18 protein-coding genes are annotated in these 20,873 nt (G+C 70.4%); 7 read left to right on the top strand and 11 right to left on the bottom strand.

Translation table 11 applies throughout. The annotated features are described in order from the left end of the window. The 3 genes from HY68_RS25645 to HY68_RS25635 all read right to left on the bottom strand — a co-directional run. On the bottom strand, positions 1-591 hold a 591-nt coding region (locus HY68_RS25645; protein WP_041992845.1), incomplete at its 3' end, for a cobalamin B12-binding domain-containing protein. Then, positions 588-2,198: a SpoIIE family protein phosphatase gene (locus HY68_RS25640; RefSeq protein WP_241778679.1), complete on the bottom strand. Its 1,611-nt coding sequence runs from the start codon at positions 2,196-2,198 to the stop codon at positions 588-590. The genes HY68_RS25640 and HY68_RS25645, both read right to left, overlap by 4 nt. Before the next feature lie 66 nt (positions 2,199-2,264). After that, positions 2,265-2,537 (bottom strand): DUF5133 domain-containing protein, encoded by a 273-nt coding sequence (locus tag HY68_RS25635; RefSeq protein WP_041992838.1) that lies wholly within the window; start codon positions 2,535-2,537, stop codon positions 2,265-2,267. 288 nt (positions 2,538-2,825) lie between these two features. On the opposite strand from HY68_RS25635, the gene HY68_RS25630 reads away from it, so the two are divergent. From HY68_RS25630 to HY68_RS25605, 6 genes are all read left to right on the top strand, one after another. Beyond that, on the top strand, positions 2,826-3,404 hold the full coding sequence (locus HY68_RS25630) for an NAD(P)H-dependent oxidoreductase (protein WP_041992835.1): 579 nt from the start codon (positions 2,826-2,828) through the stop codon (positions 3,402-3,404). An 18-nt stretch (positions 3,405-3,422) separates the two neighbouring features. Next, positions 3,423-3,749 (top strand): helix-turn-helix domain-containing protein, encoded by a 327-nt coding sequence (locus HY68_RS25625; protein WP_041992833.1) that lies wholly within the window; start codon positions 3,423-3,425, stop codon positions 3,747-3,749. A gap of 277 nt (positions 3,750-4,026) precedes the next feature. After that, the gene (locus tag HY68_RS25620; RefSeq protein WP_041992830.1) at positions 4,027-4,971 is read left to right on the top strand and encodes a hypothetical protein; all 945 of its coding nucleotides are present in this window, start codon (positions 4,027-4,029) and stop codon (positions 4,969-4,971) included. A gap of 87 nt (positions 4,972-5,058) precedes the next feature. Continuing rightward, positions 5,059-6,033 carry a sugar phosphate isomerase/epimerase gene (locus tag HY68_RS25615; RefSeq protein ID WP_078863782.1) on the top strand — a complete coding sequence of 325 codons (975 nt, stop codon included), beginning with the start codon at positions 5,059-5,061 and terminating at the stop codon, positions 6,031-6,033. A 164-nt stretch (positions 6,034-6,197) separates the two neighbouring features. Next, the gene (locus tag HY68_RS25610; protein ID WP_241778678.1) at positions 6,198-9,515 is read left to right on the top strand and encodes a PQQ-dependent sugar dehydrogenase; all 3,318 of its coding nucleotides are present in this window, start codon (positions 6,198-6,200) and stop codon (positions 9,513-9,515) included. Positions 9,516-9,667: 152 nt separating this feature from the next. Further along, a complete protein-coding gene (locus HY68_RS25605) occupies positions 9,668-10,843 on the top strand; it encodes an ROK family transcriptional regulator (RefSeq protein ID WP_078863781.1) in 1,176 nt (391 codons plus the stop codon). On the opposite strand, the gene HY68_RS25600 is transcribed toward HY68_RS25605, so the two are convergent. From HY68_RS25600 to HY68_RS25575, 6 genes are read right to left on the bottom strand one after another with little or no spacing between them, the layout of a single operon-like run. Then, positions 10,844-11,974, bottom strand: a complete 1,131-nt coding sequence (locus tag HY68_RS25600; protein ID WP_041992825.1) for a hypothetical protein — start codon at positions 11,972-11,974, stop codon at positions 10,844-10,846. A 3-nt stretch (positions 11,975-11,977) separates the two neighbouring features. Further along, a complete protein-coding gene (locus HY68_RS25595) occupies positions 11,978-13,045 on the bottom strand; it encodes a cupin domain-containing protein (protein ID WP_041992823.1) in 1,068 nt (355 codons plus the stop codon). A gap of 56 nt (positions 13,046-13,101) precedes the next feature. Beyond that, a complete protein-coding gene (locus HY68_RS25590; protein WP_041992819.1) occupies positions 13,102-14,265 on the bottom strand; it encodes an extracellular solute-binding protein in 1,164 nt (387 codons plus the stop codon). Between the two features lie 31 nt (positions 14,266-14,296). Then, positions 14,297-15,187, bottom strand: coding sequence for a fumarylacetoacetate hydrolase family protein (locus HY68_RS25585; protein WP_041992817.1), 891 nt, complete (start codon positions 15,185-15,187; stop codon positions 14,297-14,299). Further along, the gene (locus tag HY68_RS25580; RefSeq protein ID WP_041992814.1) at positions 15,184-16,311 is read right to left on the bottom strand and encodes a cupin domain-containing protein; all 1,128 of its coding nucleotides are present in this window, start codon (positions 16,309-16,311) and stop codon (positions 15,184-15,186) included. Before HY68_RS25580 ends, HY68_RS25585 begins: the two co-directional genes overlap by 4 nt. Positions 16,312-16,326: 15 nt before the next feature. Next, a complete protein-coding gene (locus tag HY68_RS25575; RefSeq protein ID WP_052457180.1) occupies positions 16,327-17,595 on the bottom strand; it encodes an NAD(P)/FAD-dependent oxidoreductase in 1,269 nt (422 codons plus the stop codon). Between the two features lie 56 nt (positions 17,596-17,651). On the opposite strand from HY68_RS25575, the gene HY68_RS25570 reads away from it, so the two are divergent. Beyond that, entirely contained in the window at positions 17,652-18,461 is an 810-nt protein-coding gene (locus HY68_RS25570) for an IclR family transcriptional regulator (RefSeq protein ID WP_041992811.1), read from the top strand. Positions 18,462-18,541: 80 nt separating this feature from the next. Here HY68_RS25570 and HY68_RS25565 read toward each other — a convergent pair whose 3' ends face one another. Together HY68_RS25565 and HY68_RS25560 are read right to left on the bottom strand one after the other, a co-directional pair. Beyond that, entirely contained in the window at positions 18,542-20,128 is a 1,587-nt protein-coding gene (locus HY68_RS25565) for an ethanolamine ammonia-lyase reactivating factor EutA (RefSeq protein WP_041992808.1), read from the bottom strand. 1 nt (position 20,129) lies between these two features. Next, positions 20,130-20,873 (bottom strand): class II aldolase/adducin family protein (locus HY68_RS25560; protein ID WP_052457179.1); only part of this gene is annotated, 744 nt, incomplete at its 5' end.

The raw sequence follows: 20,873 nt of genomic DNA, 5'->3' as shown, positions 1-20,873 counted from the left end.
CGCGTACCGGCCGTCGTGGCCGAAGGCAGCGCCGCCGACCAGGACCGGCACCCCCGCCCCCTGACACGCGGTGATGGCCGTGTGCGCCGCGGGCAGCCGGGTGGCGATCGAGCTGGACAGGGCCACGACGTCGGGGCCCGTGCGGTGCACATGTGCGACGAGTTGGGGCGCCGGCACCTGCGTGCCGAGGTAGTCGACGTGCCAGCCGCGCAGCCGCAGCACCTCGGCGAGCAGCCGCGCGGGCAGCGCGTGCCACTCGCCGTCCACACAGGCCACGGCGATCCGGCCACGGGTGCGCGGACGGCGGGCTGCGGGGTGGTGTGCCGCGGCGTCGACGGCGCGCTCGTTGATGGCGGTCGCCGCGTGCTCCTCGGCGACGGTCATCCGGGCACCGGCCCACTCGTCACCGATTTTCCGCTGTGTGTAGCCGATGACGTCGAGCAGCAGGCTCTCCGGGTCGGTCCCGGTGTCCAGCGCGCCGGACACGGCGTCGATCGCCGCTTCCTCGTCGCCGCCGCGGACCGCCTCCCACAGGCGCTCCCGCAGGCGGTCGAGCGGCGGTGTCGAGGGGGGCGTCGAAGGGGCCGTCATGGGGTGAACCTGCCCGGGCCGTGGCCGCCGACGGCGCTGAGGTGGTTGGTGCGCGGGGCGGTGACGGCGACGATCGCCATGTCGTCGTGCCGGCCGCCGGACACCCACTGGGACGCGAGCATCTGTACCCGTTCCACCAGGGCGCCCCCGGGCAGTCCCGCGCATTCGGCCAGGACGCCGCGCAGCCTGTCGTCGCCGAACAGCTCGCCGCCCAGCGGGCCTCCCCTGGCTTCGGTGATGCCGTCGGTGTACAGCACACAGGTCTCGCCCGGTGCGAGGCTCGTCTCCACGGTGTGCGCCTCGATCTCGGGCAGCGCGCCCACGAGGGTGCCGCGGGTCGCCGCCTCCTCCACCCGGCCGTCGGAGCGCACGATCAGCGGCGCCGGGTGGCCGGCGCTGGTGAGCCGCAGCCGTACGTGACTGCCCTCGCGCCTGGTCGAGGCCATCACCAGGGTGGCGAAACGGGCGCTCCGGGAGTTGAGCAGCGCCCCGTTGAGCAGCCGGAGCATCCGCGGGTGGTCGTCGGCCATCGGGACCAGCGCGTGGAGGGTGTTGCGGATCTTGCCGGTCAGTACGGCCGCCTCAAGTCCCTTGCCGCACACGTCGCCGAGGACCACCAGGTACTCACCGCTCGGGACCGCGCCCGCGTCCGGCGCGACCGGGCCTGTGGGGTGTACGTCGTAGAAGTCGCCGCCGACGCGCTCGGCGTCGCCCGCCGCCCGGTATCCGGCGGCGAGTTCGACGCCGGCGACCTGGTCGAGCGAGGGCGGCAGCAGCTCCGCCATGAGCGTCTCGGTGATGGCGGCCTGGTCCAGGTACATCCGCGCCGCGTAGAGCGCGGCGCCGGCCCGGGCGGCGAACAGCCGGACGATGATCTCCTCGTCGTCGGTGAACGACTCCGTCGTCGAGTACCGCAGGAGGATCAGGGCGCCGGCCGGGCCGCCCTGTCCCGGCAGCGGGGCGACCACGATCGAGCCGACCGGGCCGAATCCTTCCGGCACCACCCAGTCGGGGACATGGGCGGGGTCGATCCAGCGGGACGGGACGGGCGGGAATCCGCCCAGCGCCTCGGCGAGGCCGGGCATCTCGGCGGGCTCGGCGGTCTGCTGTCCGCGTACCGGGGCGCCGCCCCGGGTGCAGCGGGTCACCGGCAGTCCGCGTCCGGCGGGCGGTGCGACCACGAGCGCGGCGTCGGCCAGATGTCCGGCGGCGAGCCGGGCCGTGGTGTCCGCGCACCGTTCGGCGTTCAGGGAGGACAGCAGGGCGTTCGACGCCTCGGTCAGGAAGGCGGTGCGCCTGCGCTCGGTCCGCAGCGCTTCCCGCGCCTCGCGCAGCCCGGCGTCGCCGGGCGCCTCGGCCAGCCACCAGACGACGTCGCCGTCGGGTCCGCGGGTGGGACGCGCCTCGAAGGCGCGGGCGCCGACCCGTCCTCGTACCGTGTCGGGCAGCGGGTCCTGATGGGCGAGCGTGAGCCAGCGGGGTACGACGTCGGTGAGCCGGGCACCGGGTCCCGCGCCGGGGAAGAGGGCGAGCGCGAGGTCGTTCGCGAGTCGTACCGTGCCCGCCGCGTCCACCACCAGCGCCGCGTAGGGAGCGCTGTTCCACACGGCGTAGGTGTCGGCACCACCGGGACTCGCGATCCGTCCTCCTCCTGCTGCGGGCGCGGCACCACGTCAAGCGGTGAGCCGCACCTCGTCGTCCACGACGCCCGTACCCGCGCGGCCTGGTGCCACGGGGACGGTCTCGGCGAGCGCGTTGGTCAGCTGCTGCTCGGCGACGGCCAGGGCCGCCTCGACGGTCTGGGTGCCGGTCGAGACGCACAGCGTGTACGTCACGTCCTCCAGCCGGCGGAGCGTCTCGATCGAGCCTTCGTCCGCGTGCCGGATCTGCAGCGCCTCGTACTGCTCGACAAGGTTGCGAAGTATCGCGGGGTGAGCCATCAGCACCGTGGGTTCTCCATCCCGAATCAGCCGTGAGATCAGCTGTGAGGTCAGCGGTGAAGGCGCCCGCACCGGGCATCTCCGGGGGAGCGCCTGCCCAGCCGCTGATCGCCCATGTGCCGCGGACCGCCGTGCCGCCTGTGAGACGAGTCACCTCTCGATCTTGTTCTCCGATGGTAGCCGCCACCGGCTGTGATCGCTCGCACATCACCCGCAGCGCTAAGATATTCTTAGCTACTAAGAAATACTGATACGTTGAGGCGACTCAGACGCACGCACCGAGGAGACATCCGCATGACCAAGCTCATGATCATCATCGGCAGCAACCGCCCCGGCCGGGTCGGGCTGCCGGTCGGCCGGTGGATCGAGAGCGCCGCCACGGCGCACGGCGGCTTCTCCGAGGTCGACCTGGTCGACCTCGCCGAGCTGAACCTGCCGTTCATGGACGAGCCGGGACACCCCCGGCTGGGGGCGTACACGCAGCAGCACACGCGCGACTGGAGCGCCCGGGTCGCGGCCGCCGACGCGTTCGCGTTCGTGATGCCGGAGTACAACCACGGCTACAGCGCGGCGCTGAAGAACGCCCTCGACTTCCTGCACAACGAGTGGCAGTACAAGCCCGTGGCGTTCGTCAGCTACGGCGGCATCGCCGCGGGAACGCGCGCCGTGCAGCAGCTCAAGTCGGTGGTGACGGCGCTCAAGATGACCCCGGTCGTGGAGGCCGTCGCCGTCCCGTTCGTCAACCAGTTCATCGACGACGACGGTACTGTCGTGCCGAGCGAGATCATGACCACATCGACCAAGGCCATGTTCGACGAGCTGCTGAGGGTGTCGGCGACGCTGCACCCGCTGCGCCCGGCCCCGGTCTCCTGACGAGGTAGGCGGCGACCCATGAGTGAACTGCACCCTGTCTGCACGCGCTACCACGCGGCGATCGAGCTGATCGGCGCCCGCTGGAGCGGCGCGATCCTGCGGGCCGTCGCCACGGACCAGCACCGGTACGCACAGATCAAGGCCGCGGTGCCGGGGCTGAGCGACACGATGCTCGCGCAAAGACTGCACACCCTGGAGGACGAGGGTCTGATCGAGCGTCGGGTACTGCCGTCGTCCCCCGTCCAGGTCGAGTACCACCTCACGCAGAAGGGGCTCGACCTCGAACCGGTCATGGAGGCCATCAGGGCCTGGTCGCACAAATGGATCCCGCTCAAAACCTTTTGACGGATCATGAGAAAGTTTTAGAGATTCGTTCCAAACCTCTGGACAGCCCTCCTGCCGCGCCCTAGTGTCTCGGCCCAACCAGGCAAGTGTTTCGCCCCCGTTACAAGCGGAGGCGGAACCATCACTCCCCCCACTGGTCGGGCCGTAGTCCGATCCGAGGCGTCACGGCCGCCGCGTCGGCGGCCGCTTGCTCAGGCAGCCCCGCAGCACCCCCGTATCCACGGGGCACTCAGCCGCGCGATCGTCGCGGCTGTGATCGCAGCAGGAGGGAAGCGATATGAAGATCCGTACGCTCGTTGTCACGGCCTCGTTGGTGGCGTCCGGCGGGCTGGTGGCCTTCGCCGGATCCGCCCAGGCGGCGCTCTACACCACCTGTGTGGGAGACGGTGGCGCCGTGACCGTGGGCGGTGACCTGGTCGTGCCGGCCGGGCAGTCGTGCACACTGACCGGCACCAAGGTCAAGGGCACGGTGCGGGTGGAGGCCGGCGCCGACCTCGTCGGCTCCGGCGTCACCTTCAACGGCGCGGTCACGGTGGCCGACAACGGCTATCTGGACCTCGACAACAGCACCGTCAAGGGCGCGCTGACCACCACGTCGGCCTTCGGCGCCCATCTGCAGGACACCACGGCCAAGGCCGTGACCGCGACCGAGGGCTTCGTGTACGCGGTGGACTCCAAGCTCGCCGCCGTCACCGCTTCCGACGGTGAGCTGTACGTCTCGGGCAGCACCCTCAGCGGGGCGCTCACCGGTGAAGGGAACCTCTACACCGACGTCTACGACTCCACCGTCAAGGGTCTGACGGTCAGTGACAACTCGCTGGGCGGCGTCCTGTGCGCCAGCGAGGTCGAAGGCGCCACGGTCTACAAGAACAACGCGGACAACCTCCAGCTCGGCGGCAACGGCCCGCTCAGCACCTGCGAGGGCGCCACCTACCTCGGTGGCAATCTGACGGTCAGTGACAACACGGCAACCGCCGTACTGGACAACGCGATCGTCCGCGGCGCCCTCAGCGCCACCGGGAACAGCCCGGTGCTCCAGGTCGGTTCGCTGGCCCGGATCCGCGGCGCCGTCACCGGCGAGACCGCCCCCGTCGCGCCCTCGGCCGCCCGCTCCGCCCGCCTGGCACCCCAGGACCGCGGCGGCGACCTCGCCGAGAAGGCAGCGGCCCGCGCCGCCACCGCACGGGCCGACGCCCGCGCGGCCGGTGACTCCGACCTCTAGTGGCCCAGGTGTTCCCCGCACCTGACGTACCGGTAGCGCGCACAGCGCCCCTTCCGTCTCTCGTCACCCCACCAGCCAGGAGTTACCGTGGGTAATCTGAACAAGTCCTTCGATCGCAGGGACTTCCTGCGGGCCACAGCGGGCACCACGGTGGCACTCGCCGCCGCCTCGGTCGTCGGCGGTGTGGCCACGGCATCCTCGGCGTCGGCCGCGCCGAGCATCCTGTCCATCCCCAAGGACCGCATCGGGCTCCAGCTCTACAGCGTCCGCGACAAAGTCACCTCACTCGGCTTCGCCGTCGTCCTGACCGAACTGGCCAGAATCGGCTACACGGAGATCGAGTTCGCCGGGTACACCCAGAACACCTCCATCCTGGGCCGCCAGATCACCCTCCAGGAGATAAGACAGATCCTCGACGACAACGGGCTGCGCGCGGTGGGCAGTCACGTCGGCATCGGGAACTTCCGCAGCAACATCCAGGCGGAACTCGACGCGGCCGAGATCCTCGGCATGCCGCACGTCGGCACCGCCAACGCCCCGTCGAACAGCAACACGGTCGCCGGCTACCTCGCGGCCGCCGAGGAGTTCAACACCTGGGGCGCCGCCGCCACCGCCCGTGGCCTCAAGCTCTACCAGCACAACCACGCGGGCGAGTTCGGCTTCGCCACCGACCAGCCGTCGGTCCGGCTGTACGACGTGTTCCTCAGGAACACCGACCCGCGCCACGTCTATCTGGAGATGGACGTGTACTGGGCCTTCGTCGGCAAGTACCGGTTCCCCGGCTTCGACCCGGCCGCCTACGTGCGCAACCAGCCCTACCGCTACCCGCTGTTCCACATGAAGGACGGCACGTCGAACCCGTCGGCCGGCGACGGCTACAGCATGGTCGAGTTCGGCGCGGGCGACATGCCGTACGAGCGCTTCGTCCGGGAGATCGGCGCCCGTGGCAGCCACTTCGGCGTCTGGGAGCAGGACAACGCCGTCAACACCCAGCCCAACCCGCCGGGTTCGCTCGGTGCGGCCGAGCGCAGCTTCGCCGGTCTGAAGGAACTGCTCGGCTAGTCCGGGCGATCCGCCCCCGCACACCACCACCCCGCACAGCACAGCACAAGCACGTCAGCCGGGCTCGGCCCGCCGTGATTCCGCACCGCAGCCACGGTGCGGGCGGTGGACCGGGCCCGGCCGCACACCCTCCTGAACCGCCAGCGACCAAGGAGAGCATCATCGTGCACCGTACCCTGAGACGCCTCGTCACAGGCGTCCTGCTGGCGGCGTTGCCCGCGTTGGGCGGTGTGGCGCTCGCGCCCGCCGCCACCGCGCACAACGGCGTCGAGCACGCGGCAGCAGCCGACCCGGCCCTGGACTGGGCGAACTACGAGAAGGTCACCCTGACCAAGGAGACGGGCGAGCCGATCGACCTCGCCGTCCTCCCGGACAGCCGCGTGCTGCACACCGCCCGCAACGGCGACCTGCGGCTCACCGACCCCGGTACCGGCGTCACCAAGATCGCCAACCACATCGAGGTCTACCAGAACTCCGAGATGGGGCTCCAGACCGTCACCCTGGACCCCGACTTCGCGACCAACAAGTGGGTCTACCTCTACTACTCGCCGCCGCTGAACACACCGACGGGCTCCGCGCCCGAGCGGCTGCCCGCGGGCCAGGACGACTCGTACTGGAAGCAGTGGGAGGGCTACGACACCCTCACCCGCTTCAAGTGGACCGGTGACAAGCTCGACCTGACCACCGCCCAGGAGATCATCCGGGTCAACACCAACCGCGGCCAGTGCTGCCACGTGGCGGGCGACGTGGACTTCGACGCCGACGGCAACCTGTACATCTCCACCGGTGGCAACACCCCGGCCTCGGGGCCCAACGTCAACGGGTACACCCCGATCAACGACGCCGCCACCTACAACCCCGGCCTCGACGAGCGCCGCGGTTCGGGCAACAGCAACGACCTCAAGGGCAAGATCCTGCGCATCCACGTGCAGGACGACGGCAGTTACACGATCCCGGACGGGAACCTGTTCCCGGTCGGCACCGCCAAGACCCGTCCCGAGATCTTCGTGATGGGGCTGCGCAACCCGTACCGGATGACGGTCGACAAGGCCACCGGCGCGGTGATGTGGGGCGACTACGGACCGGACGCCGGCAACGCCGACCCGAACCGCGGTCCCATGGGGTACGTCGAGTGGAACACCACGACCAAGCCGCTGAACAGCGGCTGGCCGTACTGCACGGGTGACAACACCCACCCGTACCGGGACTTCGACTTCGCCACCCTCACCCCGGGTCCCGAGTTCGACTGCGCGGCGCCGGTCAACGACTCGCGCTGGAACACGGGTCTGACCACGCTGCCGCCGGCGAGCCCCGCCACCCTCTGGTACGGGGACAAGGACACCGACCAGCCCTGGCCCGAGCTGACCGCGTTCCGCGGCCCCGGCGGTCCCGGCGGCCAGGCCCCGATGGGCGGTCCCGTCTACCACTACGACGCCGACAACCCGGCCCCGGGCAAGTTCCCCGAGTACTGGGACGGCAAGGCGTTCCTCGGCGAGTTCTCGCAGGACTACGTCGCGGCGCTCACCCTCGCAGGCCCGGACGGACCCGTCAGCAAGCTGGAGAACGTCCTGCCCAACAGCGAGCGGTCCGAGAACGGCATCCCGCCGTGGGACAACCCGATGGACCTGGAGTTCGGTCCGGACGGCGCGCTGTACGTACTGGACTACGGCGACGGCTTCTTCCGGCAGAACCCCGACGCGGGTCTCTACCGGATCGACTACGCCGAGGGCAACAAGGCTCCCACCGCGGTGATCAAGGCACAGCCGGCCTCCGGGCAGGCGCCGCTGGCCGTCTCCTTCGACGCCTCCGGGTCGACCGACCCGGAGGACGGCACCCTCACCTACCAGTGGGACCTGGACGGCGACGGCACGTTCGACGCGACCGGACCGACCGCCACCCGCACCTACGCCGAGAACGGCCAGTACCAGGCCCGGCTGAAGGTCACCGACCCGCAGGGCAAGTTCGGCCTGACGAGCCGTCAGATCACCGTCGGCAACACCGCACCGACCGTCGAGATCACCCAGCCGCCCAACGGCGGCTTCTTCAACTGGGGTGACGCGGTGCCGTACGGGGTCAAGGTCGACGACCCCGAGGACGGCACCAACATCGACTGCGCCAAGGTCGCCTGGACCTTCGGTCTCGGCCACAACCAGCACGGCCACCCGGTCAACAGCGGCACCGGCTGCTCCGGCGCCGTCGTCTCCCCCGCCGACGCGGGACACGGTGACACCGAGAACGTCTTCGGCGTCCTCGGCATCACCTACACCGACAAGGGCGCGGGCGGCGTGCCGCCGGCCACCGGTGACGCACAGGTCATCCTCAACCCGGCGCTGATGCAGGCCGAGCACTACGACCTGTCGGAGGGCGTCACGATCACCGACGACGCCACGGCCTCCGGCCAGCGCAAGGTGACCGCCTTCGACGCCAACGACTGGATCGCCTACGACCCGGTCTCGTTCGCCGGCATCACCGGCGTACAGACCCGGACGTCCGGCGCCGGCACCCTGTCGCTGCACTGGAACTCCTCGCGGACCGAGCCCTTCGCCACCATCCCGGTCCCGGCGGGTGAGGGCTGGCAGACGGTCACCACCGCGCTGGCGAACGCTCCGGCGGGCAGCGGTCAGCTCTACGTCACCTCCAGCGGCGGCGTCGAACTCGACGCGCTGACGTTCCAGGGCGCGGGTGTCGCCGACAAGACACCGCCGAAGGTGACCGCCACGCTCAACCCGGCGGCGCCCACGGGCGGCAACGGCTGGTACACCGGCAATGTGACGCTGAACGTCGCGGCCACCGACAACGGTTCGGTCGCCAGCCGTCAGTACTCCGTCAACGGCGGTACGACCTGGCTGTCGGCGAACGCCGCGGTCACGCTGTCCACCGAGGGCAACACCACCGTCCGCTACCGGGCGACCGACAGCGGCGGCAATGTCTCCGAGGTCGGGACGCTCGCCGTCCGGATCGACAAGACGGGTCCCACGGTGACGGTCGCGGGTGTCGAGGCCGACGCCACGTACGGAGACTCCAAGCGCGTCACACCGGTGGTCACGACCACCGACGCGGTCTCCGGAGGGGCGACGGCGACCAGCACGCTGGACGGCGCCGCTCTCACCTCGGGACGGCAGGTGCAGCTGTGGCGGCTGCCGCTGGGCGGCCATGACCTGAAGGTCACGGCGCGCGACGCGGCGGGCAACACCACGACGAAGACCGTGCACTTCACCACCAGCACGTCGTTCGCCGAACTGGGCACGCTCATCGCCCAGTTCCGTACCGACGGACTGGTCACCGCGCAGGGCCAGCAGCGGCTGACGCTGCGGCTCGACCAGGCGCGGGCGCACGCCGAGGCCGGCCGGCTGAGCCAGGCCGGGGCCGTGCTCGACTCGATCGCCGCCTCGGCGAGTGACACCGCCCTGGTGCCGGACGCCGCGGCGGGCGCCGCGCTGGCGCGTGACGCGAAGGCCGTGAAGGGGGGCCTGGCCGGCTGACCTGGTGGCGCGCCGCCCCGCCGTACCGGTGGGGCGGCGCGCCCTTTGGTCATCACCGTCACTACTTTTGGCAAAATCGAGGAAAGTTCGCAACAGCCGTACAAACAGCGTCGCAGTGTCCGAAACTGAGGGTGTGCGGAGGAAGTGAGACTGTGAGCATCGAGTACCGCGTATTGAGCCGGCTGCGGGACAACGGCCCGCTTTCCCGCGCCCAGTTGTCGAACGAACTCGACGTGCCGAGACCACGGCTGCTGGCCGAGCTCGACCGGATGGTCGCGGCGGGCAAGGTGCTGGAGGCGGGACCCGCCGCCTCGCGCGGCGGCCGGCGCTCCACCCTGGTCCAGCTCGACCCCGGGGTCAGGTTCGCCGCCGTCGATCTGGGCGCGAGCTCCATCGACATCGAGATCACCGACGGCAGGCTCGAACCTGTCGCGGCCGTCACCGAGGCGGCCGACATCATCCACCTGGGCCCGGTCGCCGCGCTGGCCCGGGTCAGCGAGCTGCTGCACAAAATGCGCGCCCAGGGCCACTACACGGAGATCGACGCCATCGGCATCGGGCTGCCCGGACCCGTCAGCTTCCGGGAGGGCATCCCGGTCTCCCCGCCGATCATGGTCGGCTGGAACCGCTATCCGGTACGCGACACCCTGGCGCGGGAGCACAACTGCCCGGTGGTCGTCGACAACGACGTCAATGTGATGGCGCTCGGCGAACAGCACAGCGGGGTGGCCCGCACCGTCGACCATCTGCTGTTCGTGAAGATCGGCAGCGGCATCGGGTCGGGCATGCAGCACCACGGCCGGATCTACCGGGGCGCCGAGGGGTGCGCCGGTGACATCGGCCATATCCAGGTCGAGGCGGAGTCGGCGGGTCCGGTGTGCTCCTGCGGCAACACCGGCTGCCTTGAGGCGTACTTCGGCGGGGTCGCGCTCGCCAGGGACGCCACCGCCGCCGCTCTGGAGGGCCGTTCGCAGCCGCTCGCCGACCGGCTGGCGGCCCAGGGCTCACTGACGGCCGTCGATGTCGCCGAGTGCGCGGCGGGCGGTGACACCGCCTGCGTCAATCTGATCCGCACCGGCGGCCACCGGGTGGGACAGGTGCTCGCCACGCTGGTCAGCTTCATGAACCCGTCGATGATCGTGATCGGTGGCGGGCTCTCCGGCCTCGGCCATCTGCTGCTGGCCGAGATCCGCAGCGTCGTGTACAAGCGCTCGCTCCCGCTCGCCACCCGGAACCTGCCCATCGTCATGTCCGAACTCGGCCCGAGGGCGGGCGTGGTGGGCGCCGCGCTGCTGGCGAGTGAGCTGGCGTACCGGGGCCACTCCTGATCAGGGCGTCGGCGCGTAGAGCTCGTCCGGCATGTCGGGCGTGACGCCGCGCGCGGCCAGCGCTTCGAGGTAGTCGCGCCGGATCTGCGGGTCCTCGTCGCCGTACGGCAGCAGGCTGCCGCCCTCGCGCACACTGACGAGCACCCCGGGACGGCCGCCGACGATGGGGTTGCCGGCCCTGCGGATCCCGGTGGGGTGTTTGACCCCGCCGCGGAAGGCCAGTTGCCGCGCGGTGCCGGGCCCGGTGTTGAAGTGCTGGTGGTACCACTTGCTGGGCGGGCTGTAGACGGAGGCCTCGCCCCATTCCACCCGCACCACCCGGTCGCCGTTGCCGGACTCGTACGGTCTGCTGCCCGCCTCCTGCGGCCAGATGAGCACATAGCCCTCCGACCGGAGTCCGAACAGCACCGCGCCGCCCAGATGGTGGTGGGCCTTGTGGTAGCGGCCCACCGGCCAGGAGGTGATGTGCGCGGCGACGGTGTTGCCCGCCATCTCGAAGACGGTCGCGTCGACACCGCTGCCCTTGACGCCGAGGGAGTCGAGGACGATCTCGTTGATGTCGGCGATGAAGTTGGTCTCCGCGATCCCGCCGAAGTAGTTCTCGTACCGCTTGCTGTCGGAGTAGTACCCGTCCCCGGGTGCGAACCGGTCGGTGAACCGGTAGTCGTTGGCGAAGACGAAGTCCTCGTTGTGGAACAGGTCCAGCACCATCGGGGCGTCGTTGACCGCCATGTACAGCACCGGTTCGGACCCGGTGTTGTGCAGCACGTACGAGCAGTTGAGCGGGATCGCGAAGAAGCTGCCGCGCTGCCACTCGAAGCTGGTGCGCCGGGTGTCGCCGGGCAGCCACACGTCGGCCGTGCCCCGGCCGGACAGGATGGTGACGAACTGCTGGTGCAGATGGCGCTGGCGCTCCAGCGAGGCGCGCGGGGCGATCTCACCGATCTGCATGCCGGTGAAGCCCTCCATGCCGTGCAGCTGGACGAAGGCGGCCCTGCCGCCGGTACGCGCCCAGTCGGCGCGCTCCAGGGTGCGGACGTCGGGCATGCCGTAGCCGCGGTGGACGGGCAGGCCCTCCTTGCGCATCCAGCTGTCGTAGAACGTCTCCCTGGCCTGGCCGGCTGTTGTCATCTGTCAGTCCTCCCGTGAACCGTGGAACTCGGCCATCCGCGACTCGATGCCGTTCGCGGCGCACGCGTCGCGGTACATCCGGCGCACCTGCGGGTCCTCGTCCTCGTAGTCGATCTGGTCACCGCCGAGCCGGGTGCTGATCGAGGACATCGGCAGCCCTGTCGCCGGGTCCCTGCGCGCGTTGAGATGGCGCAACGCGAGGTAACGGGCCGGGGTGGCGCCGGTGTTGAAGTGCTGGTGGAACGTCTCGCCGGGCGGAATGACGAGCGATCCCTCCGCCCAGTCGTAGCGCCGGATCGGCTCGCCCTCCCGCCACATCAGGCTGTAGCCGGTGCCGCCGAGGATGACGACGTGGGCGCCGGGCGCATGGCGGTGTGCCTTCTTGTAGGTGCCGACGGGGAACTCCGAGACATGCGCCATCATGGTGTTCCTGGCCAGCTTGAACTGGACGTTGGTGCCGCCGGCGCCGCGCGCCCGGTAGTCGACGAGCGGGAAGTCCCGTACGTCGGGGACGAAGTTGGTCTCCCACATCCGGCCGGTCAGGGTGCCGGCGCCGCTGAAGTAGCCCGCGGCCCCGGTGAAGCGGGCGGGGAAGTCGTAGGGGCAGTTGAAGACGAACTCGTCCTCGTCGAACAGGTTGATGACGACGGGCGCGTTGGTCACCGAGAGCAGCGTCGCGGGCTGGTCGCCGCTGCTGTTGAAGTGCTGGTACGGGACGTTCAGCGGGACGGCGAAGAGCGCGCCCCGCTGCCATTCGAAGCTCTGCTCCGCGCCGTCGGGTCCCCACACCGTGGTGCTCCCCCGGCCGGCCAGGACATAGGTCATGACCTCGTGGAGATGGCGCACCCGGTGCAGGTTCCCGCCGGGCGGGATCCGCGACACGTAGCAGTCGTTGCTGCGGTCGCTGTCGTCGTGGTTGATGAAACAGCCGTCGCCGCCCGTCATCGGCCAGGGCTTGAGCGGTACCGCGCGCAGATCGGGGATGTGGAAGCCGGGGACGATGTCGATGCCCTGGCCCCCGGCCCAGCGCGCGTACGCGGTGGGAGGCCGGACGGGCCGCCGCTCTGCCATGAGAACCTCCGGTGCTGTGCGGGACCGATTGCTGTGCGGGACCTGTTGGGGCGGGCCTACTGCGGGCCGAGCAGGCCGACCATGGTCTTCTGCAGCTGCTTGACGTCCTTCGTCAGGACGTTCCAGCCGTAACTGTCGTAGTACTCGCCGCCCTTGTCGGGGACGGAGGCCCCGAGATCACCGGCGGCCGGCACGTCGGCGCGCATGCTGGGCACCTGGAGCGCGTCCATCCAGACCTTGTTGCCGTCCTTGCACACCAGCCAGTTGACGAGCAGTTTGGCGGCGTTCGGGTGCGGTGCCTTGTTGTCGAGCGCGAGCAGGCTGGACCCGCCGGTGGTCACGGGCGGCGCGCCGGTGAGCTTGATCTGCTTGAGCGGCAGCCCCTCGGCGAGCGCGCTCTCGGTCTCCGCGTTCTGCAGCGACATCCCGAAGGCGTACTTGCCGCGGGCGATGTCGTCCAGCTCCTGGCGCTGGTCGGTGAGGAGCGTCGGCTTCTGGTCGACGTAGAGGGACTTGAGGAAGGAGTCGCCGTACGCCTGCTTGAAGGCGCCCACGTCGTAGATGGCGCCGCCGTTGGAGCGCGGGTCGTCGACGACGATCTTCCCCTTCCACTTGGGGTCGAGCATGTCCTGATAAGTCGTCAGGTCGCCGTCCTTGACCAGGCTGGTGTTGACGACCACCCCGGAGTCCACGTAGTTGGAGAGCTGGAGGATCTTGCTCTGCTCGGGGTCGACCCATTTGGGCTTGCCGTCGCGCCAGTTGGCCGCGGTGAGCAGGCCGGGGTCGAGGGCCGTCTTCAGATCGCCGAGCCAGTCCTGCGCGTAGTAGGTGGTCGACATGGTGTTCCCGCCGCCGCCGAACACGTCGTGGGAGTAGATGCCCGCCTTGCGCTCCGCCTGGAGTTTGGCCGCGATGTCGCTGTTGCGGCCGCCGATGTAGTTGACCTTGACCCCGTAGGTCTGGGCGAACGCCTTGGGCACGTCCGTACGCACACTGCCGTCAGGTGTGCCGGTCATGACCACCTGGCCTTCCTTCTTGGCGGCCTTCGCCAGGGTGCCGGCCGGGTCGGGGCACCCGGGCGCCACGGACTTGCCCGCGGCGGGCACAGCGCCTGCCGCGCCGTCGGCCGAGTCGCTGTCCGAGCCGCTCGAACAGGCACTCACGGCCAGCAGCACCATGGCGGCGGGCAGGGTGATTCTGACCTTCATCGACATCGACATTGCCTTCACCTGTTCTCGGTGTGGAGATACCTCATTGGGGTGCGGTGCCGGTCTCCGCGCGGACAGCGAGTGTCATCGCGCCGAGCCGGCTGATCGAGGCGTTCAGTACGTCACCGGGCACGATGGGCCCGACTCCGGGAGGCGCGCCGGTGAAGATGACGTCCCCGGGGTTCAGTGTCATCATCCGGGACGCGTACGAGACGATGCGCGGCACCGATGTGATGAGTGCGGAGGTGTTGACGCTCTGCCGCTGCTCGCCGTTGCAGGTGAGCAGGATGTCGAAGTCGGCGGGGTCGCCGGCCTCGTCACGCGTGGTCAGCCAGGGGCCGAGCGGGCTGAAGGTGTCGTAGCTCTTGCGCCGGGAGCGATCGGCGGCGCTGCGTACGGTGATGTCGAGCCCGATCGTGTAGCCCAGCACATGGTTCAGCGCGTCCTGTTCCGCGATGTCCTTGCCGCCCGTGCCGATCACCACGACCAGTTCCGACTCGTGGTGGATCTCGCTGCCCTCGCCGAGCACGGCGCGGGGCAGGACGACGGTGCCGGCGGGACCGGTGATCGAGGAGGGCGCCTTGAGGAAGACGTCGAAGTTCATCATCCAGGACTCGACCCCGCCCAGGGTGCGCTGCTGAACGGCGTGCATCTCCTCGACATGGCCCCGGTAGTTGCTGGCCGAGGCGATGATCTTCGTGGGGCCGAGCACCGGCGCGGCCAAGGTCACGGAGTCCAGCGGGAGTTCAGGGCCCTTCCCGGCCGCCGCCGCGAGGTCGGGGGCGAGGGAGGCGTAGTCCCGGCACAGCGCGCGCCACCAGCCGGCCAGCAGCGGGTCGGGCTCGTGCGCCCAGGGCAGCGCGTCGGTGATGTCCACCAGATGGTCGCCGGTGACGGCGCCGAGGCGGTTGTCGTCGAATATGGCCAGTTTCATGGTGTCACCGAGTCGTCGAGGGTCGCCGGGGTGAAGACGCCGGTCACCTGCTGGGGTGTGTCGAGGGCCAGTTCGCGGTAGATGCCGAGCGCGCGCAGCACCGGGCTGTCGCCGATGCTGAACAGGTCGGCGCCGGGACCGCTGTTGTGTTCGGCGGCCGCCCAGGACGGCACGACGAACATGTCGCCCTGCGACCAGTCGAAGCGGCGGCCCTCGATCACCGAGGAGCCGGCGCCGCGGTGGACGACGTAGACGGCGTTGCCGGTGCGGCGCACCGGCAGGGTGCGGGCGCCGGGGACCAGCCGGTGCATGGCGCAGTTCATCGTCGGCAGCACGCTGGCCCCGGTGGCGGGGCTGACGAACTCCAGGCTGACCAGCGGCTCTCCGCTCTCGGCTGCGAGCCGGGACAGCTCCCTGTCGGTGTCCTGCCACCGGTAGACCAGCAGGGGCGAGTGGTCGACGGCGACGACGTCGCGCACCGCGCCGCTGACGAAGCGGGGTCCGGGACCCGCCAGGGTCTCCGAGCGGTTGTGCGGTGTCACGTCGGGCTGGCGGAAGTCGGGGTACGGCTCGAAGAACACCGCGTCGAGCGCCTCGATCATCGGCAGGTCGAGCCCGTCGAACCAGAGCATCGGCCCGTCGCTGGTGCTGCTGTGGTCGTGCCAGTTCCACGACGGGGTGAGCACCAGGTCACCGGGGTGCATGTCGCACACGTCGCCGTCCACGGTGGTGGCGACGCCGTCACCGGAGAGGATGAAGCGGATGGCGCCGGGGGTGTGCCGGTGGGCCGGGGCCGTCTCGCCCCGGCCGAGGCACTGGATGGCGCCCCACAGCGTCCCCGCCGCGTACGGCAGTCCGCCGAGGCCGGGATTGCCGAGGCTCAGCACGCGCCGCTCACCGCCCCGCTCCACCGGCACCAACGCGAGCGCGCGCTCGGCGAGTTCGCCGAGGACCTGGGCGTTCCAGAGCCAGGGCACCGCACGCGGCCGGGGGGTGGGGGGCAGCAGATCACGGGTGATCGTCCAGAGCGGATACAGATCGACGGAGGCCAGGTCGGAGTAGAAGGCGGCGAGCCGGGACTCCTCGTCGGTGCGGCCTGCTGATGTGGTGGTGTCGGAAGTCATGGGTTCTCCTGCCCCTCACGCGGTGGAGGCCGGTGCGGCCTCGATACGGCTGCGGACGTCCTGCGGCGGCAGGCCGATGCCGAACCGGGCGACCGATTCGAGCAGCGAGGCGCGCCTGCACCAGGCGCGCGCCCGGTCGGTGTCGGCGGCGACGGCCCGCAGTTCGGCGTGGTTGGCCTGCCGTTTGGCCTCGTCGCGCTCGCTGATCCGCTCGGTGTTGCGCCGGGTGTCGGCCTGTACGTATTCGACGGCGACCCGGCGGCGCACCGCGTCGAAGGTGGCCAGCTCGGCGTCCTCGTCGGCGCCTTCGAGCAGGATCCGGGCCAGCCGGCGGGCGAGGTCGACCGCGTCGTGGATGCCGCTGTTGAGTCCCACCCCGCCGAGGGGGCTGTTGATGTGCGCCGCGTCGCCGATGAGCGCGCAGGGACCCGACACGAACGCGCCCGCCACCCGCTGGTGCACGTGGTAGATCTGGTAGTCACCGATCTCGTAGCCGGCCGCCAGCGGCGCGATGCCCTGGAGCCTGCTCTGCATCTCGGCGGCGTCGGTCGCCTGCTCGTAACTCTGCCCCTGCGGGACGGGGTAGACCGCGCGCCAGGACTCGGCCGTGCGCAGCAGGAAGAGCCATTCCTCGGGGTCGGCGACGTAGTTGACGTCGGCGATGTCCGGGATCAGGGCGCGGAAGTCGGCGGTGGTGCTGGCGATCAGGAACCGCTCGGGGTAGGTGAACCCCTCGAACGGCACGCCCAGCAGACCCCGTGCGGTGGAGCTGGCGCCGTCGGCTGCGATCAGGAAGCTGCCGTGCAGTGTCTCGGGCCCCGCGGCGCTGTGCCCTTCGACCGCGACACCGTCCTCGGTGACCCGGATCGCGGTGGCCTCGATGCCGTAGTGCAGTGTGACGTTGGGTTCGTCCACCAGTCGCTCGACGAGCATCCGCACCAGGTGCTGCTGGTTGAGCTGGAGGCGGTGCGGGTACTTCGTCTCGTCCTTGAGCAGTGTGAAGTCGAACTCGGCGACCAGACCCTCCTTGCGGTCGCGGTACTGGTAGCGCGGCACCGTGAGCCCCTCGGCGTGCATCTGCGCCGACAGGCCCAGCTCGTCGAGCAGTTCGAGGGTCGGCGGATGGAACGTCGAGGCCCGCCAGTCGGTGCGCGGCACCGGATCACGCTCGATCACACGCACTCGCACGCCGGCCCTGGCCAGGGCCCAGGCCGCTGTGACACCGACGGGGCCACCACCCAGGACGAGCACAGGGAGCTCACGATGATTCGACACGAATGTCATAGCCCAACCTTAGTGATTATTCCGCGCCTTGAAAGAGATGGCGCTACTATTCCGGTATGAAGAACACAACGCACGATGAACCCCACCAGCCCGCCTCGTACCCACCGCAGTCGGGGCTGTCATCGGTCGACAACGCCTTGCGTTTGCTGCATCTGATCGGTGAGCGCCGGGCACTGCGTGTGGCCGAGGCCGCCGACGACCTCGATGTCGCCCGCTCCACCGCACACCGCCTGTTGACCGCGCTGCGCCGGCAGGGCTTCGTGACCCAGGACAAGCCCAACGGTGTCTACCGTCCGGGCCGCGCCCTGCTGGAGATAGGCCTCGCGGCCATCGGCCGGGTGGACATCCGGCACGCGGCGAGACCGGTGCTGGAACAACTCAGCGAGGACACCCAGGAGACGGTCAGCCTGCTGCTGCTGGAAGGCGATTCCGTCCGCTTCATCGACTGCGTGGAGGGCTCACGTGCCGTCCGTGTCGCCTCCCGTACCGGAATCGTCCTGCCGGCGCACTGCACGGCCGGCGGCAAGGCGATTCTGGCGGCGCTGCCGGGCAGCGACCTGGGACGGCGCTACCCGACCCGGCAGTTGGACACCCGCACACCGAACTCCATCTCGACGTGGGGCGAGTTGCAGTCCGAGCTGGACGAGATCCGTGACACGGGTTTCGCGGTGAACTTCGGCGAGGGCGAGAGCAGTATCTGCGCCGTGGGAATGGCGATCTACGATCTCATCGGCTACCCGCTGGCGGCGATCGCCGTAGCGGTACCGAACACCCGGCTGGAGAACATCGAGCAGGCGAGGGAGATCGCCCCCATGATGGTGCAGGCCCAGGCTTCCGTGCGGGACGCGCTCAACGAGACGGCCTGAGCCGGGATGGTGAGCGGGTAACGCCGGGCCGGTCGGCGGAGGCCGGCCCGGTGGTGGTCCGGCGGGTGCCAGGGCGCCGGTCACAGCGAGAACACCAGCGACTTGAGCGAGACGGGCACCGTACCGGACTTGGTCAGTACGGCCCCGATGTCCACGAAGTCGAACTCGGTGACGGCGATACCGTCGACGGAGATGACCGGTGCGGTGACTCCCTGGTCGACGAGGATCCCACCGACGGTGCGCGCGATGTCCCCCTCGAAGAGCAGACACAACGGCAGTCCGCGGCTGATCCGGTCGGCCAGGCCGCGCCGGATGCCTTCGACGAAGGCGTCGAGCCGGGGGAAGCTCGGCAGTCCGCTCCAGGTGAACCCGAAGACCAGCGCGTCGTCGGCCGCGAACTCAGCGCCGTCCAGATGCCGTTCGATCGCGGCGGCCACCGCCCCCGCGTCCACCGTGTCCGGCAGCTCGACGGCGGGACGTACCACCCGCAGATTGTGCAGCGGAAGCAACCCGGGATCACTGATGTGCAGGGTGTTGCCACTGACCTGGACGGTGTACTGGGAAGCACCGAGCACGGTGGCTCTGATCGCCCGGCGGCTGTCCTCGACGGGCCCCGGCAGCAGCGCGAACCGCTCGACCAGCGCCCGCCCGAGCAGCGGCCCGAGGTCGCCGAACTCCTCCGCCTCACGGCCGTACACGTACTCCGCGACGCCGCCGGAGAACAGTACGGCGTCGTAGGGGCCGCGTTCCGTCAGCGGTTCGGTGAGCACGAGCCAGTCCAGCCCTTCGGCCGGGTCACGCGTACCGCCGACGGTGGCGACGACCGTGTCCGCCATCAGCGCGGCGAGCCTGGCCAGTTCGGCCGGCTCGGCCCGGTCCCCCAGCCGCCAGTCAAGACCGAGCACGGCGGCCAGCCGGGCGCCCGCGGGCTCCAGCCGGACGATCCGGTTCTCCGCGTCGACCACGACGAGCCGCGCGCCCAGATGCAGCGCTGCGGTGGACCGTACGGTCCCGGAGTCGCACACCGACAGTTTGGCCGTACCACCGCCGATGTCGATGTTGAGCACCCGGGCGGCGCCCTCCCGGCTCCTGGCCACGGCCCCCGAGCCGTGCGCCGCGAGCACGGCCTCCATGCCGTGTCCGGCCGTCGCGCAGATGAAGCGTCCGCTGGCGGCGGCGAACATGTCGGCGATGGCGCGGGCGTTGTGCCGGCGGGTCGCCTCGCCGGTCAGGATGACGGCGCCGGTGTCGACCTCGTCGGGCGAGATGCCGGCCTGCTCGAACGCCTCGTCCACGACGGCCCGCAGCGCCGTCTCGTCGATGCGCAGCCCTTCGGCGTACGGGGTGAGCGTGACGGCCGACTCGTGGACCGTCTCCCGGTCGACGACGGCGAAGGCACTGGACAGTTCGCGTCCGAGCCGGCGCAGGGTGATCCGGGAGAAGAGCAGTTGACTGGTGGCCGAGCCGATGTCGATCCCGACGCTGGTCAGCACGATCTGGTCGCGGGCCCACAGCGGATGGTCCGGGTCGTCGGCCTGGATCTCCACGCCATGGTCATGGCCGTGATCGTGACTGTGGTGGCTGTGATCGTGGCTGTGGCTGTGGTCCTCGTGGTGACGACCGTGCTCGTGGCTCGGCCGGTCCCCGGTCAGTACGGTGTCGGCCATCTCAACTCCCCTCCGGCTGCTCGGACACGAGCCGCAGGTAGAAGCGCCACGCCGAGGCGATCAGCTCGGGGCGGGTACGTCCGGTGCCGACGATCGCGGCGCGTTCGGCCTCGTCGATCCGCCTCGGCTCGCCGAGCTGCCTGGCCTGGAAGTTCAGTTCGGCCAGCTCGCTGAGTTTGATGACATTGAGAGCCGCCTCCTCGGGGCTCGCCCCCACCGCCGTCACACCGTGGCCGCGCATCAGACACACCGAGCCCGCCCCCAGCACGGCCGCCAGTTCGTCGCCCAGCTCAGGGGTCGTCACCAGCACACTGCGGTCGAAGGTCGGCACCCCGTCGGCCAGCAGCCGCAGGGCGTACGGGTCGTAGGCGCCGGTCACCGGCAGCAGCGGCACGTCGCAGACGCTGAACAGGACCGGCATCGTGGGATGGACGTGCGCCACACTGGTGACGTCGGGGCGCGCCCGGTACACGGCCAGATGGATGGCCAGCTCCTGGGGCGCGGTGAGACCGGGAGCGCCGGAGAGCAGCGTGCCGCCCCTGTCGACCACCACCACGTCGTCGGCGCCGGCGAACCGCAGCCCCGACTCGGCGGGACCGCGGGCCTTCAGCGCGACGGTCCCGTCCGCGAGCAGCATGCTGATGTGTCCGGCCGGTTCGCGGGTGAGCCCCAACCGGCCGAGGACCCGGCAGGCCTCGGCGACCCGCTCGGCCGCCGCGCGCACTTCGGCCGCCGCGCGTACCTC

This window comes from Streptomyces sp. AcH 505, assembly GCF_000818175.1.
Lineage (GTDB): Bacteria > Actinomycetota > Actinomycetes > Streptomycetales > Streptomycetaceae > Streptomyces.
Note: the sequence above shows the minus strand (reverse complement) of the source record. Positions and strands in the feature narration are given on the sequence as shown.